General features: G+C 70.7%; 16 protein-coding genes. 8 read left to right on the top strand and 8 right to left on the bottom strand.

Features of this window, described 5'->3' with window-relative positions; genetic code table 11:
* Positions 1-300: 300 nt before the first annotated feature.
* Positions 301-1,206 (bottom strand): MerR family transcriptional regulator, encoded by a 906-nt coding sequence (locus ACZ63J_RS46805; RefSeq protein WP_465408395.1) that lies wholly within the window; start codon positions 1,204-1,206, stop codon positions 301-303.
* 44 nt (positions 1,207-1,250) lie between these two features.
* Here ACZ63J_RS46805 and ACZ63J_RS46800 point away from each other — a divergent pair, with 44 nt between their 5' ends.
* Genes ACZ63J_RS46800 through ACZ63J_RS46790 form a run of 3 tightly spaced genes read left to right on the top strand, consistent with a single transcriptional unit; the run spans position 1,251 to position 2,493 of the window.
* Entirely contained in the window at positions 1,251-1,988 is a 738-nt protein-coding gene (locus ACZ63J_RS46800) for a maleylpyruvate isomerase family mycothiol-dependent enzyme (RefSeq protein WP_465408393.1), read from the top strand.
* Positions 1,989-2,029: 41 nt separating this feature from the next.
* A complete protein-coding gene (locus tag ACZ63J_RS46795; RefSeq protein WP_465408391.1) occupies positions 2,030-2,311 on the top strand; it encodes an Lrp/AsnC family transcriptional regulator in 282 nt (93 codons plus the stop codon).
* On the top strand, positions 2,308-2,493 hold the full coding sequence (locus ACZ63J_RS46790) for a YdeI/OmpD-associated family protein (RefSeq protein WP_465408389.1): 186 nt from the start codon (positions 2,308-2,310) through the stop codon (positions 2,491-2,493). Before ACZ63J_RS46795 ends, ACZ63J_RS46790 begins: the two co-directional genes overlap by 4 nt.
* 49 nt (positions 2,494-2,542) lie before the next feature.
* Here the strand turns inward: ACZ63J_RS46790 and qcrB are convergent, their stop codons facing one another.
* The 4 genes from qcrB to ctaE all read right to left on the bottom strand — a co-directional run bounded on the left by qcrB (position 2,543) and on the right by ctaE (position 6,870).
* Positions 2,543-4,216 carry a cytochrome bc1 complex cytochrome b subunit gene (gene qcrB / locus ACZ63J_RS46785; protein ID WP_465308142.1) on the bottom strand — a complete coding sequence of 558 codons (1,674 nt, stop codon included), beginning with the start codon at positions 4,214-4,216 and terminating at the stop codon, positions 2,543-2,545.
* Positions 4,213-5,367: a cytochrome bc1 complex Rieske iron-sulfur subunit gene (gene qcrA / locus ACZ63J_RS46780; protein WP_465342026.1), complete on the bottom strand. Its 1,155-nt coding sequence runs from the start codon at positions 5,365-5,367 to the stop codon at positions 4,213-4,215. Before qcrA ends, qcrB begins: the two co-directional genes overlap by 4 nt.
* Positions 5,364-6,182, bottom strand: coding sequence for a cytochrome bc1 complex diheme cytochrome c subunit (qcrC, locus tag ACZ63J_RS46775; protein ID WP_465408388.1), 819 nt, complete (start codon positions 6,180-6,182; stop codon positions 5,364-5,366). The genes qcrA and qcrC overlap by 4 nt, the downstream gene beginning before the upstream one ends.
* 61 nt (positions 6,183-6,243) lie before the next feature.
* On the bottom strand, positions 6,244-6,870 hold the full coding sequence (ctaE, locus tag ACZ63J_RS46770) for an aa3-type cytochrome oxidase subunit III (protein WP_465342024.1): 627 nt from the start codon (positions 6,868-6,870) through the stop codon (positions 6,244-6,246).
* Between the two features lie 105 nt (positions 6,871-6,975).
* On the opposite strand from ctaE, the gene ACZ63J_RS46765 reads away from it, so the two are divergent.
* Genes ACZ63J_RS46765 through trpD form a run of 3 tightly spaced genes read left to right on the top strand, consistent with a single transcriptional unit; the run spans position 6,976 to position 8,893 of the window.
* The gene (locus tag ACZ63J_RS46765; RefSeq protein WP_465408386.1) at positions 6,976-7,389 is read left to right on the top strand and encodes a hypothetical protein; all 414 of its coding nucleotides are present in this window, start codon (positions 6,976-6,978) and stop codon (positions 7,387-7,389) included.
* A 59-nt stretch (positions 7,390-7,448) separates the two neighbouring features.
* A complete protein-coding gene (locus ACZ63J_RS46760) occupies positions 7,449-7,853 on the top strand; it encodes a hypothetical protein (protein ID WP_465308292.1) in 405 nt (134 codons plus the stop codon).
* A 5-nt stretch (positions 7,854-7,858) separates the two neighbouring features.
* Entirely contained in the window at positions 7,859-8,893 is a 1,035-nt protein-coding gene (trpD, locus tag ACZ63J_RS46755; protein WP_465342022.1) for an anthranilate phosphoribosyltransferase, read from the top strand.
* Here the strand turns inward: trpD and ACZ63J_RS46750 are convergent, their stop codons facing one another.
* Positions 8,894-9,793 (bottom strand): DMT family transporter, encoded by a 900-nt coding sequence (locus ACZ63J_RS46750; RefSeq protein ID WP_465408384.1) that lies wholly within the window; start codon positions 9,791-9,793, stop codon positions 8,894-8,896. It lies immediately after the preceding gene.
* Between the two features lie 83 nt (positions 9,794-9,876).
* Here ACZ63J_RS46750 and ACZ63J_RS46745 point away from each other — a divergent pair, with 83 nt between their 5' ends.
* Positions 9,877-10,836 (top strand): GlxA family transcriptional regulator, encoded by a 960-nt coding sequence (locus ACZ63J_RS46745; protein WP_465408409.1) that lies wholly within the window; start codon positions 9,877-9,879, stop codon positions 10,834-10,836.
* A 51-nt stretch (positions 10,837-10,887) separates the two neighbouring features.
* Here the strand turns inward: ACZ63J_RS46745 and ACZ63J_RS46740 are convergent, their stop codons facing one another.
* On the bottom strand, positions 10,888-11,316 hold the full coding sequence (locus tag ACZ63J_RS46740; protein ID WP_465308156.1) for a cytochrome c oxidase subunit 4: 429 nt from the start codon (positions 11,314-11,316) through the stop codon (positions 10,888-10,890).
* Positions 11,317-11,349: 33 nt separating this feature from the next.
* Positions 11,350-12,294: an aa3-type cytochrome oxidase subunit II gene (ctaC, locus tag ACZ63J_RS46735; RefSeq protein WP_465342020.1), complete on the bottom strand. Its 945-nt coding sequence runs from the start codon at positions 12,292-12,294 to the stop codon at positions 11,350-11,352.
* Between the two features lie 185 nt (positions 12,295-12,479).
* Between ctaC and asnB the strand changes: the two genes are divergently transcribed.
* Positions 12,480-14,414 (top strand): asparagine synthase (glutamine-hydrolyzing), encoded by a 1,935-nt coding sequence (asnB, locus tag ACZ63J_RS46730; RefSeq protein ID WP_465308160.1) that lies wholly within the window; start codon positions 12,480-12,482, stop codon positions 14,412-14,414.
* The last annotated feature ends 111 nt before the right edge of the window (positions 14,415-14,525 follow it).

The following is a 14,525-nucleotide window of genomic DNA, read 5'->3' as shown; positions in this document are numbered from 1 at the left end:
GCGCTCGCTCAAGCGCAGCTGCCGAGCCGGCGCGATCGACACCGCGGGTAGCGGCGTTTCCTCAGCCGACCGGCCGATCCCCGGAACGCGGGGCGCGAGAAGGCCGACCCGGCCGAGGCGCGGTCACCGCGGCAGCATCCGCGCGCGGGCCATTCGCGGCGCGGGGCGACAACAGGCCATCGGGCTGCCTTCATCCCGCAAGCGTCGAATTGCCGCTCGCAAGGCGGTCACCGCGGGTGGCGAACCTCCCAAGCCGACCAATCGGCCCGCCGGTTCGCGCAGGGTCGCGGCTCGCGAACCTCAGCTCACCGAGCGGTCCAAGGCATCCAGCAACCAGGTATGCGTAACCCCCATCGGCGCCGCTTCCCCGGTGATCTCCCCCGCCAAACTCCAATACCGCCGCAACCGCGGCGTCCGATCCGCCGCAGTCCGGCGGTTCAGCGCCCGCCGAAACTCCACCGAATCCCCCTCGCCCAACGAAGCCGCATGAGCCGCCACAAAACGGTCCAACGCCACCCCCGGCGACGGCCTCACCCCCGCCGCCACCAGAGGGAACGCCAGTTCGCACGCCGCCGCGACCTCGGCGTGGAGCTCGGCCAGGTCCGGGATCCGGTCGCCGGCCACCAGGGTGCTCGCCCGCAGGCCCGTCGCCAGCCCGTCGTCCGCCGCCAGCAACACCAGCTCCGCGTACGCCACCACCTGCGCCGTTGTCGGCTGCTCGGGCGGTGGGGGCGCGCTGATGTCCAGGAACATCCGGACCGTGTCGGCCGGGACGCCGCCGGCCGCCATCGGGTGCCACAGGCGGACCAACGTCTCGTGTGCGGAAAACCCGTCCTCCACCACCGACAACAGCTCGAGCCGGGCCGCGCGGTCGGCCGGCGCCGCCTCTTCGACCGCGCGAAGCACCGAACGGCGCCAGGCCAGCGTCGCCACTTCGCGGTCCAACGCGGCCCGCTCAAGGGCCACGGCGTCGGCCAACGACCGGGCGCCCGCGAGGACCTCCGTGATCGAGCGGAGGCCCAACCCCAGGCCACGCAGGCGGCGGACCAACGTGAGCCGGTCGATCGCCGTGGGCTCGAAGCGGCGGTGGCCGCCCACGCTGCGGGCCGGTTCCAGCAACCCCTCGTCGCAGTAGAACCGGATCGTGCGGACCGGCACGCCCGTGCGCCGCGCCAGGTCGCCGATGCCGAGTGTGTCTCCGGTCACCTTCGGTCGAACCTCCAGCCGGGTGGAGTTCCTACGGTACGGCCATGAACAGCGCACGACTCGCCGAGGCACTGCTCGGCCGCACCGCCGCGTTCGCGGACACCGTCGCCGGCGCCGACCCGGCCGCCCGCGTCCCCACCTGCCCGGACTGGCCGCTGCGGGTGCTCGTCGGCCACATCGGCCAGGCCCACCGCTGGGCCGCGGGCATCGTCCGCTCCGGCCCGTCGCCCGTCCCGGACCCGTTCGACGCCGACCCCGACACCCCGGACGCCTGGGCCGGCTGGCTCCGCCGCGGTCCCGGCGACCTCGCCGAGGCGGCCCTGGCCGCCGGGGACACCCCGGTCTGGACGTTCTTCGGCGAGCAGCCGGCGAGGTTCTGGCTGCGCCGGATGCTCCACGACACCACGATCCACCACGCCGACGCGGCGCTCACCACCGGAACCGCCGTCGAAGTGGCCCCGGACCTGGCGGCCGACGCGATCAGCGAGTGGCTGGAGGTGCTGTCCGACCCGGTCACCGCGAGCCTCCGGCCCGGCTTCACCGAGCTGCACGGCACCGGCCAGACCCTCCAGCTCGCCCCGAAGCACGGCACCGGCTGGCTGATCACCCGCGAACCCGGCGGGGTCCGGTGGACCCGGGAGACGAGCCCCGCCGACGTCACGGTGACCGGGCCCGTCCAGGACCTGCTGCTGGTCCTCACCCGCCGGCTGCCGGCGGAGCGCGTCACGATCACCGGTGACCGCGCCCTGGCTGACCACTGGCTGGCGAACACCGCCGCCTAGGATCGCCTGCGACACCCGCAGACGAGTCTTGGAGGACCCAGGTGATCACCGCGATCGTGTTGATCCAGGTAGAGGCGGAGTCGATCCCGGACGCGGCGCAGGCGATCGCCGACATCGACGGGGTCGGCGAGGTCTACTCGTGCGCCGGGGACGTCGACCTCATCGCCACGGTGAAGGTGTCCGCGCACGAGGACCTCGCCGACCTGATCCCCGGCCGGATCGGGAAGGTGCCGGGGGTGCTCGACACCGTCACGCACATCGCGTTCCGGTCGTACTCGAGCGCCGACACCGAGCAGGCCTTCGCGATCGGCGCCGAAGAGTGAGCGAGCTCCCCGAGGAGCTCACCGACGCCCTCGCGGCCGCGCCGGACGCCAAGGCCGCGTTCGAGGCCCTGCCGCCCTCGCACAAGCGTGAATACGTCCAGTGGGTGGCGGAGGCCAAGAAGCCCGCAACGCGCGTCTCACGGGCACAGAAGACCGTCACCCGGCTTCGCGGCCAAGCCTGAAACGAACGAAGGCCACCTCCGAGGAGGTGGCCTTCGTCGTCTGCGGGAACTAGTGGTCCGAGCCCTTGGCGGTCTCGACGCTCTCGATCTCGCCGTGCTGCCCGTTGCCGTTCGAGTGGCCGTTGCCGTGCCCGTTGCCGTGGGCCCGCTGCAGCGCGGCGGTCTCCTCGGCCGGGTCCGGCGACCAGAACGTGCCCGGGACGGCCTGACCGGCCGAGCCCAGCTTGTTCATCTTCTTCGGCACGGACGCGCCCTGGTACTCGAGCGGGATCGCGTGGCCGTGGCTGTCGACGCCGGCGAGCGGCTGGTGGATCTCGATGAACTCACCGTGCGGCAGCCGTTTGATGATGCCCGTCTCGACGCCGTGCTCCAGCACCTCGCGGTCGGCCCGCTGCAGGCCCAGGCAGAGCCGGTAGGTGAGGTAGTAGGCGATCGGCGGCACGAGCAGGACGCCGATGCGGCCCGCCCAGGTCGTCGCGTTCAGCGAGATGTCGAACTGGTCGGCGATGATGTCGTTGAAGCCCGACAGCTCGATGACCATGAAGAAGCCCAGCGCCATCGCGCCCAGCGCCGTGCGGACCGGGACGTCCCGGGGCCGCTGGAGCAGGTTGTGGTGCGCGGTGTCCTTGGACAGCTTCCGCTCGAGGAACGGGTAGGTCAGGAACAGGCCGAACAGGATCGGCATGCCGACCGCGCCGGGGAAGAACACCGCCGGGATCGTGTAGTTCCCGAGGTAGACCTCCCACGCGGGCCAGATCCGGAGCATGCCGTCCGCCCAGGCCATGTACCAGTCGGGCTGGGAGCCCGCGGAAACCTGCGCCGGGTTGTACGGGCCGAAGTTCCACACCGGGTTGATCTGGAACAGCCCCGACATCAGCGCCAGCACCCCGATCACCAGGGTGAAGAACGCCCCGCCCTTGAGCGCGAAGTACGGCATGATCCGCACACCGACGACGTTGGTCTCCTTGCGCCGCACCCCCGGGAACTGGGTGTGCTTCTGATACCACACCAACGCCAGGTGCGCCCCGACCAGCGCGAGCATGATCCCCGGCAGCAGCAGGATGTGCAGCGTGTACAACCGCGGGATGATCTGATCGCCCGGGAACTCCCCACCGAACAACGCCCAGTGGATCCACGTGCCGGCCACCGGCACCGACAGCACGATCCCTGACAGCGTCGCCCGGATACCGGTGCCGGACAGCAGGTCGTCCGGCAGCGAATAACCAAAGAAGCCCTCGAAGCAGCCGAGGATCAGCAGCAGGCCACCGATCACCCAGTTGGCCTCACGCGGGCGCCGGAACGCGCCGGTGAAGAAGATCCGCAGCATGTGCACGGCCATCGACGCGACGAAGATCAGCGCCGCCCAGTGGTGCAGCTGCCGCATGAACAGCCCACCGCGGACGTCGAAGGAGATGTCCAGCGTCGTGCGGAACGCCTGGGACATCTCCAGGCCCTGCATGTTCTTGAAGCTGCCGTGGTAGACGACCTCCTGCATGGAGGGGTCGAAGAACAGCGTCAGGTACACACCGGTGAGCAGCAGGATGATGAAGCTGTAGAGCGCGATCTCGCCGAGCAGGAACGACCAGTGCGTCGGGAAGACCTTGTTCATCTGGTGCCGCAGGCCCTTGGCCGCGTGGTAGCGCTGGTCCGCGTCGTTCGCGGCGGTGCCCAGCGCCTTCTCGACCGGGCTCGACCCCTTGGTCGGCGTGGTGAGTGAACTCATGACTTACGCTCCCAAAAGGCCGGACCGATGGCCTCGTTGAAATCGCCTCGCGCGATCAAGTATCCCTCTTCGTCCACTGTGATCGGTAGTTGCGCCAGCGGACGGGTCGCCGGGCCGAAGATCGGCTTGGCGTAGTGGAGCGCGTCGAACTGCGACTGGTGGCACGGGCAGAGGATGCGGTTGGTCCGCTGCTCGTACAGGGAGGTCGGGCAACCGACGTGGCTGCAGATCTTCGTGTACGCGTAGTAGTCGCCGAAGTTGTAGTCCTCCTGGCCGGCCCGCTTGACGACCTTGGCGGCGTCGGTCGGGCGGAGGCGGATCAGCATGACCGGGTTGTCGACCCTGGTCAGCGCCGCGGCGAGCAGCTCCGGCTTGTCCTTCTCGGAGTCGCGGTACGGGAACACCGTCTCCATCGCGCCGGCGTCGAGGTCCTCGGCCTTGACCAGGCTGACCTTCTCGCCCTCTTCCAGCGGCTTGCCGGTGTTGCGGCGCAGGTAGACCTTCTCGCCCGGGAAGTTCGGCTGCCAGCCGGTGTGCCACAGCGAATCGCGGCCCTCGGTGTCCTTCCACGGGTTCTTGATGAAGGACGCCAGCGGCAGCGCGGCGGCCGCGAGGCCCAGCGTGCCGGCCCCGGCGATCGCCGAGCGCTTGATCAGCGACCGGCGGGCGATGGTGCTGCGGTTGCCGGCGTCGGCCAGGTGCGCGATGAACGTCTGGCGGTCGACCTCGGCCGACCCCTTGCCCTCGCCGTCACCGCGCTGCTGCACCGCGACCTCGGCGGGCACGAACTTCTTCGTGTACAGGATCACGCCGATGCCCAGGCCGAGGATGGCCAGGCCGAGCGTGATGCCGAGCATCGGGGTGTAGAGGCTGTACCAGAAGTGGCCGCTCTCGTTGTCCGGCGCCTCGTACTGCCACGGCCACCAGATGAGCGAGACGACGAACCCGAGCCCGGCCAGCGCGGACAGGCCGAACCAGAACGCCACCAGGCGCTCGGCGCGCTTCTCCGCGCGGGTGCCCTCCACGGGCCACGGCGTCGGGTACTCGACGATCTCGACACCGTCGAGCGCGCCGCCCAGCTTGACCAGCTGGTCCCGGTCCATCTCAGCCAGCTCCGCCTCGGACGGCGGCTTAGGCCCCTCGGCACTCATGCCTTCGATCCAATCCACAACGTCACGCCGATCAGCGCGGCGATCCCGACGATAAAGGCGATGACGCCCTCCGAAGCGGGGCCGACCCCGCCGAGGCCGCTACCACCCGGGTCATTGTTGCCGTCGGACACCGACTTCACGTAGGCGACGATGTCCTTCTTCTCCTCCGGCGACAGCTGCCGGTCGGAGAACTTCGGCATGTTCTGGGGGCCGGTGAGCATGGCCGTGTAGATCTGCTCTTCGTTGGCCGGGTCCAGGTTCGGCGCGTACTTGCCCGCCGACAGCGCGCCGCCGCGGCCGGTGAAGTTGTGGCACGACGCGCAGTTGAGGCGGAACAGCTCGCCACCGCGGGCCGGGTCGGACCCGCGCAGGGCCTCGCCCTTCTCCGCGGGACGCTGCACGCCGCCGCCGTGCGCCTGGATGTAGGCGCCGACCGCGTCGATCTGGGCCTCGGTCAGCTTCGGCGGCTTCCGCTCGACCTGCGCCTCCTGGCGCGCGGCGGGCATGCGGCCCGAAGAGGTCTGGAAGTACACCGCGGCGTCGCCGATGCCGATCAGGCTCGGGCCGCGGTCCTGCACGCCTTCGAGGTTCGCGCCGTGGCACGCGATGCAGGTGTTGTTGTAGGTCTGCTCGCCGAGGCGCAGCTGCGCCGGCGTGCCCTGGGCCTGCGCGGTCTGCGGCTCGGGGGCGAACACGGCGTACAGGGCGCCGGCGCCCACCAGCGCGATACCGAGCGCGAGCAGGCCGGCGAACCGCCTCCGCAGCTTCGACCGCGCGCGGTAGCGGCGCTCCGAGGACTTGGTGCTGGTGGTCATCTTGCGGCAACCCTTGCTGTCAGTTCAGGCCGATGGTGAAGGTGGTGGCGGCTGGGCGGACCTACGGAAGGAGGTAGATCACACCGAAGAGGCCGACCCACACGATGTCGACGAAGTGCCAGTAGTAGGACACGACGATCGCCGACGTGGCCTGGGCGGGCGTGAACTTGCTCAGTTTCGTGCGGATGAGCAGGTACACGAAGGCGATGAGCCCGCCGATGACGTGCAGGCCGTGGAACCCGGTGGCGAGGTAGAAGACCGTGCCGAACGGGCCGGACGGGATCGTCAACCCCTCTTCGACCAGGTTGTGGTACTCGTTGGCCTGGCCGCCGACGAAGATGGCGCCCATGATCAACGTGACGATGTACCAGCGGCGCAGGCCGTAGACGTCGCCGCGTTCGGCGGCGAACACCCCGAACTGGCAGGTCAGCGAGGACAGCACGAGGATCACCGTGAACGGGATCGCGTACGCCACGTTGAGGTGGAACTCTTCGCCGTGCAGACGCGGCGGCCAAGTCTCGCCGACGGCGTTCTGCGCTTTGACGGTGAAGAACATCGCGAACAGTCCGGCGAAGAACATCAGCTCGCTGGACAGCCACACGATGGTGCCGACACTGACCATGTTCGGCCGGTTCAGCGAGTGGACCCGCTGACTGATGGTGGGAGCTGCCGTTGTCACGCGTCGCATTATGTCCTCCCGCACCGCCGTCCCGCCGGGTGGGTCCACGGCAAGTCGCGTGCGGAGCCGATCACACTCCCCGAAACCGGCACGGCGGAAAGGTGAGAGCTACTCATGGGTTTACTCGACCGGCTGCGTGACCTGGTCAAGAAGGGCGAAACCGCCGGTCTGACGCCTGGAACGCCCGGGTTGAAGATCGTCGCCGAGGCCTTCGACCCGGTCGTCGCGGACTCCGCCGTGCTCGCCGGTTCACCTGACTGGGTCAGCCCGGCGCCGGCCGTCCTGCGGCACCACCTGCTGCTCCCGCCGGGCCGGCTGGCCGAGGCGGCGTCGATCCTCGCCCAGGACGGCTACGAGCTGCGAGAAGAGTCACCCGACGGGGAGCTGACGCGGGTGCTCGCGGTGCGCGTCCAGGTGCTCGACGCGCTCCACTGCGCCCAGGAACGGTCCCGGATGGCCGGCCTCACACAGCGGCTGGGCGGCGACGCGCTCGGCTGGGACGCGCTCCAACCGGAGCCGACCGCGTGATGTCGGTCTCGGCCGATACGATCGGTCGGCAAGCTGGTGACGAGACGGAGGCGCGCTCAATGGCCGAGCAGTCGATGCGGGTTCTGGTGTTCAGCCACAAGGCGGAGGTGCGCGAGGCGATCGTGAACGCGGTCGGCCGGCGGCCCGCCGCCGACCTCGGCCGCGTGACCTACATCGAGGCGGCCGGGATCGCCGACGTGCTGTCCGAGGTCGACGCGGGCAACGTCGACCTCGCGATCTTCGACGGCGAAGCGCAGCCGACCGGCGGGATCGGCCTCTGCCGGCAGCTGAAGGCCGAGATCGCCGAATGTCCCCCGATCGTGGTTTCGGTGCGGCGGAAGGACGACCGGTGGCTGGCCACCTGGTCGCAGGCGGACGCCGTGCTGGTGCACCCGCTCGACCCGCTGACCGCCGCGGAGACCGTCGCCGACGTGCTGCGACGGGTCCCCGTCGTGAACGGCTGAGCCCGGTGGCCACCCCGGTCCCCCGCACCTGGCCGCCGCTGCTCAAGCAGCTCATCGCCCGCGTCGACCTCTCCGAGGACGACACGGCGTGGGCGATGGACCAGATCATGGGCGGCGCGGCGAGCCCGGCCCGGATCGCCGGGTTCGCGGTCGCGCTGCGCGCCAAGGGCGAGACGCCCGCGGAGATCGCCGGCATGGCCGCGACGATGCTGGCGCACGCGCGCCGCGTCGAACTGGACCGCCCGGCCGTCGACATCGTCGGCACCGGCGGCGACGGCTCGAACTCGGTCAACATCTCGACCATGGCGACGATCGTCACGGCCGCGGCGGGCGCGCCGGTGGCCAAGCACGGCAACCGCAGCGCGTCGTCGAAGTCCGGCGCGGCCGACGTCCTGGAGACGCTCGGGGTGCAGATCTCGCTGCCGCCGGAAGACGTCCAGCGCAGCCTCACCGAGGTCGGCGTCGGGTTCTTCCTGGCCTCGGCGTTCCACCCGGCGCTGCGCCACGCCGGCCCGGTGCGCAGCGAGCTCGGCGTGCCGACGACGTTCAACCTGCTCGGCCCGCTGACCAACCCGGCCCAGCCGGGCAGTGCGCTGATCGGCTGCGCGTACCCGGACAAGACCCGCGTGCTGGCCGAGGTGTTCGCCCGGCGCGGCACGACGGCCCTGGTCGTGCGCGGCGACGACGGCCTCGACGAGATCACCACGACCACCACGACGTCGGTCTGGCAGGTCTCGGGCGGCACGGTCACCGAGCGCACCCTCGACCCGGCCGACCTGGGCGTCCCCCGCGCGACGGCCGACGACCTGCGCGGCGGCGACGCGGCGGCGAACGCCGAGGTCGTCCGCGCGCTGGTGGCCGGCAAGGCGGGCCCGGTCCGCGACGCCGTGCTGATCAACGCGGCGGCGGCGCTGGCGGCGTTCACGGGTTTCTCCGGGTCCCTGGAGGACGATCTGCGCGCGGGCCTCACCCGGGCCGCGGAGGCGATCGACTCGGGCGCCGCGGCGGCGCTGCTGGACCGCTGGATCGCCTTCCGCTGATCAGCCTTGGCGAACCGGCGTCGGCGGCTCGGCCACGGGCGCCGGCCGCCGCTGGGGCGCCAGGGCGGCGGCCAGCACCGCGAGCATGCCCAGCGCCTCCGGCCACGTCGGGCGGTGGCCGTAGAACGCGATGTCCACGAGCACCGCGACCACCGGGTAGACGTAGGACAGCAAGGCCACGGTCGTGGTGGGCAGCTTGCCGATGCTGGCGTAGATGAGCACGTACATCAGGGCGGTGTGCACCGTGCCGAGCAGGACCAGCCACAGCAGCCCCGACGTCGTCGACGGCAGCGGCGTCACCAGCAGCACCGGCGCGAGCAGGACCGCGCCGACCGTCGTCTGGACGGCTGCGAGCAGGTGCGGGCGGATGTGCTTCAGCTGCTTCGCGACGAAGGACGCTCCGGCGTAGAGCAGCGCCGCGCCGAGGGCCAGGCCGATCCCGGCGAGCTGCACGGGCTTGCCGTCCTCGCCGTGCGCCGACAGCGAGATCAAGGCGACCCCGCCGAACGCGATCCCGGCCCGGACCAGGTGGCTCTTGGCGAACTTCTCGCCGAGGAAGGCGGCCGCCAGGCCGACCAGGATCAGCGGCTGCGTGTGGTAGACGACCGTGCTGACCGAGATCGACGACAGCGCGTAGGACGCGAACAGCAGCACCCAGTTGCCGACGAGGAACAGCCCGCCCAGCACGGCCAGCCCGAGGTCGCGGCGCGACGGCCGCCAGGCCTGCAGCCAGCCGCGGGAGAGGCACCAGAGCACCAGCAGCGCCCCGCCGACGAAGCAGCGCGCGAACGCGACGGCCGGGGCGGCCGCGCCGCTCTCGAGGACAACCGCGCCGATCGTGCCGGACATCGCCATCGCCGCCGACCACTGCAGCAGCGGGCGGGTTTCGGAGTTCATCATGCCGACCAGGTTCGTCCGGCTCGCCGACGTCGACCAGTGTCAGAGATGACAATGACCGCAAAACTTGTGACATGCTGGCGGCCATGGACGTCAACCGGGTCGCGGTGGTGCTCGCCGACCGCGTTTCGCCGTTCGAGCTGGGGGTCGCGTGCGAGGTGTTCGGCACCGACCGCGCCGCCGACGGCATCGAGGGCTGGGACTTCGGCGTCTGCTCACCGGACGGCTCCGCGGTGAGCAGCTGGTCGGGGTTCGGGCTGTCCGGGCTGCGAAGCCTCGACTTCGCGGCTTCGGCCGACCTGCTGATCGTGCCGACGTGCGCGCCCAGGACGGCGCCCCCGCCCGAGCCGGTGCTGGACGTCCTGCGGGACGCGGCGGGCCGCGGGGCGTGGGTCGCGGGGTTCTGCGCGGGGGTGTTCACCCTCGGCTACGCCGGGCTGCTCGACGGCCGGCGCTGCACGGTCCACTGGGTCTACGAGACGGAGTTCCGCGCCCGCTTCCCGGCGGCTTCGGTCGACCCGCAGGCGTTGTACGCCGACGACGGCGGCATCCTGACCAGCGCGGGCACGGTGGCGGCGGTCGACCTGTGCCTGCACCTCGTGCGCCGGCTGCGCGGGGTCGCGGCGGCCACGACGCTCGCCCGGCGGATGGTCGCGGCCCCGCACCGGGCCGGCGGTCAGGCCCAGTTCGTCCAGGCCCCGGTCCCGGCCACGGCGGCGGCCGACGACGCGGTCGTGGCGGAGGCCCTGGAGTGGGTCGAACGACGGCTGGACCAGCCGTTCACGGTGGCGGAGCTGGCCCGCCGCAGCGGGCTGGGCGAGCGGACGTTACTCCGCCGGTTCTCGGCGGCGACGGGCACGACCCCGCACCGCTGGCTGACCGAGCGACGGCTGGACCGCGCCCAGTCGCTGCTGGAGGAGGGCCGGCTGTCGGTGGAGGACATCGCGACGGCGTGCGGGTACGCGTCGGCGGCGGCGCTGCGGCACCAGTTCACCCGGCTTCGCGGAACGAGCCCGTCGTCCTACCGGACGGCGTTCCGGGGCTGAACGCGGAACCGGCCGCCACGCGTGCGCGCGGCGGCCGGTCCGGTCTGCGGATCAGTCCTGGTGCGACGGTCCGGTGTGGTATTCGAACACCAGGCCGCCGATCGTGATCAGCAGCGCGACCAGCGCGATGACCAGCAGCCAGATGTGGAAGAACGCCAGCGCCAGCGCGGCGAGCGCGGCGGTGGCCGCCATGCTGACCGGCCAGTAGCTGCCCGGGCTGAAGAAGCCCACCTCACCGGCGCCGTCGCTGATCTCGGCGTCCTCGTGGTCTTCCGGGCGCGGTTCGATGCGCCGGGACACGAACTGCATGTAGCTGCCGGCGAGGAACGCCAGACCGCCGGTCAGGATCAGCGCGACGATGCCGACCGGCTCCGGCCTGCCGCCGAAGTCCTTGTCCCACACGGCCCACACCCAGTACACGCCCGCCATGAGCACGGCGAAGACCGCCACGATGAAGAAGATGCGCGCTTCGACCTTCATGGGTCTTTTCCCTACTCCCTGTGTGGCTGCGTGTCAGTTGGACGCGGTCCGCGCCGTGCGGTCGGTGTTGAACGGCTGGGTGGTGACCGCGTGCGGGGTGCACAGCTCGCCGCAGTTCATCTTCGTAAGGGCTTCGGAAGCGGTGAACGTCTGGCCGGTGGCCGGGTTCACCTGCTTGCGCAGCGCGATGTACGCGTCGTACTTGTCCGGGGACAGCGCGCGGACCTCGAAGTTCATCACCGAGTGGTAGGTGCCGCACAGTTCCGCGCACCGGCCGACGAAGGAGCCCTCGCGGTCGATCTTGTTCTGGAAGGAACTGTTCTGGTTGTTCTTGTCCGGGTTCGGGAAGACGTCCCGCTTGAAGTGGAACTCGGGCACCCAGAAGGAGTGGATGACGTCGGTCGAGAGCAGGTCGTACTGGATCGTCTTGCCGACCGGCAGCACCAGCAGCGGGATCTCGCCGGACGAGCCGACCGTGCTGACCTGGCCGCTGCCGTCGGGCTTCGCGGCGCTGGGGTCCTCGTACTTGAACTCCCAGTTCCACTGGAACGCCACGACCTGGACCTTGACGTCCGGGTTCGCGACCTTCGCCAGGACCTTGCCCTCCGTCATCGAGGTGAAGACGAACAGCACGCAGACCATGATCGTCGGGACGACGACGGTGAAGATCTCCAGCGGGATGTTGTACTGGAACTGCCGGGGCAGCTCCTCCGGCTCGCCGTCGGCCGTCTTCTTCTTGCGGTGGAACGTCGCGGTCCAGAAGATCAGCGCCCAGACGATGACGCCGACGACCAGCGCCGCGACCACGGTCCAGGTCCACAGGTTGCGCATGTCGTTCGCCTGCTCGGTGACACCGACCGGCCAGCCGAACCGCAGGATCTCGTCGCCGGAGCAGCCCGTCGCGGTCAACGCGACCAGCACGGCCAGCGCGGCTACGCGCAGAGTCCGCTTCCCCAGGGTGCGCTCGGGTTTTCCCACTGCGCCTCGCCCTTTCACCCAGAGCCTCCTACGACAGATCTTTGTGACAGGCCGGAGCCTAGCCGAGTTGGCGGAGTCCGCTGACCAAGGGGTAACCGTCGACGCGCGTGGTCCTCGCCACGGCCCGCCCGGCATACTGGGCGCTTCCCAGCCCCGCGAAGACCCGTGAAGGTGTGTGAGTACCCGTGTGCGGCCTGCTTGGACTGATCTGCGCGACCGAGACCGGTGCGGCGAACGCGCGTGACGCCGTCGGCGCGGCCATGCGCTGCCAGCGCCACCGCGGCCCCGACGAGCAGGACACGTGGGCCGACGCCGAGGTCGTCTACGGCTTCAACCGGCTCGCCTTCATCGACGTCGAGCACGCGCACCAGCCGCTGGTGTGGGGCCCGCCGGAGGCGCCGGGCCGGTACACGATGAACTTCAACGGCGAGATCTACAACTACCTGGAGCTGCGCGCCGAGCTCGCGGAGAAGCACGGCGCGAAGTTCGAGACCGAGGGTGACGGCGAAGCGATCGTCGCCGGGTTCCACTACCTGGGCGCCGACTGGGTCAAGCGGCTGCGCGGCATGTTCGCCTTCATGATCTGGGACTCGCAGGAGAAGCGCGTCTTCGGCGCCCGCGACCCGTTCGGGATCAAGCCGCTGTTCTACTCGGCCGGCCCCGGCGGGGTGGCGTTCTCCAGCGAGAAGAAGAGCCTGCTGGAGCTGTCGGACACCCTCGGCGTCGCGCAGGAGCTGGACCGCAAGGCGCTGCAGCACTACCTGGTCCTGCAGTACGTGCCCGAGCCGGAGTCGCTGCACACCGCGATCCGCCGCGTCGAGTCCGGGACGTCGTTCGAGGTCGTCCCGGCCGGTGAGGTGAAGTTCACCCGCTACTTCCACCCGGAGTTCGCGACGAAGCCGGTCAACGGGCCGGCCGAGGCCGAAGCGCTGTACGAGCGCATCGCCGATGTGATGCGCGACTCGGTCGGCAAGCACATGATCTCGGACCCGGACGTCACCGTCGGCGCCTTCCTCTCCGGCGGCATCGACTCCACGGCCACCGCCACGCTGGCCAAGGAGCACAACCCGAACCTCATCGCCTTCACCACCGGGTTCGAGCGCGAGGGCTACTCCGAGGTCGACGTCGCCGCCGAGTCGGCCGCCGCGATCGGCGTGAAGCACGTGGTCCGCACGGTGTCGGCGGACGAGATGATGGAGGTCCTGCCGCTCATCGTCTGGTACCTCGACGACCCGGTGGCCGACCCGGCGCTCGTGCCGCTGTGGTTCATCGCGCGCGAGGCCCGCAAGCACGTCAAGGCGGTGCTGTCCGGCGAGGGCGCGGACGAGCTGTTCGGCGGGTACACGATCTACAACGAGCCGATCTCGCTGGCGCCGTTCGAGAAGATCCCCGGCGGCATGCGGAAGCTGATCGGCAAGGTGTCGACGAAGATCCCCGAGGGCACCCGCGGCAAGGACCTGCTGCGCCGCGGCGCGCTGCCGCTGGAGGACCGCTACTACGGCAACGCCCGCAACTTCCGCGACGACCAGCTGCGCAACGTGCTGAAGACGTACCAGGAAGGCATCGGCTTCAAGGACGTCACGGCGCCCTGGTACGACGTCTCGCGCGGCTGGGACCCGGTGGCCCGCATGCAGCACGTCGACCTCTACACGTGGCTGCGCGGCGACATCCTGGTCAAGGCCGACAAGGTCACCATGGCGAACTCGCTGGAGCTGCGGGTGCCGTTCCTGGACGCCGAGGTGTTCAAGGTCGCGGCGTCGATCCCGCTGGACCAGAAGCTCGCGCACGGCACCACGAAGTACGCGCTGCGCCAGGCGCTGGCCAAGATCATCCCGGCACACGTGCTGAACCGCCGCAAGCTCGGCTTCCCGGTCCCGATCCGGCTGTGGCTGCGCAACGAGATGTACGACTGGGCGCGCGGGATCATCAGTGACTCGCGCACCGAGGAGCTGCTGGACAAGAAGGCGATCCTGGCGCTGCTGGAGGAGCACAAGGCGGGCCAGCTGGACCGCAGCCGCCAGCTGTGGGCGCTGATCGTGTTCATGCTGTGGCACGGCATCTTCGTCGAGCACCGGATCAAGCCGGAGATCCCCGAGCCGGTGTACCCGGTCAAGCTCTGAGCTCTGCCGCGGCCGGGGGGGGGGGGGGGGGGGGGGGGGGGGGGGGGGGGGGGGGGGGGGCAAACGAGCGGGGGAGAGGGAGAGGGGGGGGGAGGGGAGAGGGGGGGCGGC

Source organism: Amycolatopsis sp. NPDC104863, from assembly GCF_055582965.1.
The sequence above is the reverse complement of the archived record's forward strand: the minus strand, read 5'-3'. Positions and strand labels throughout refer to the sequence as shown.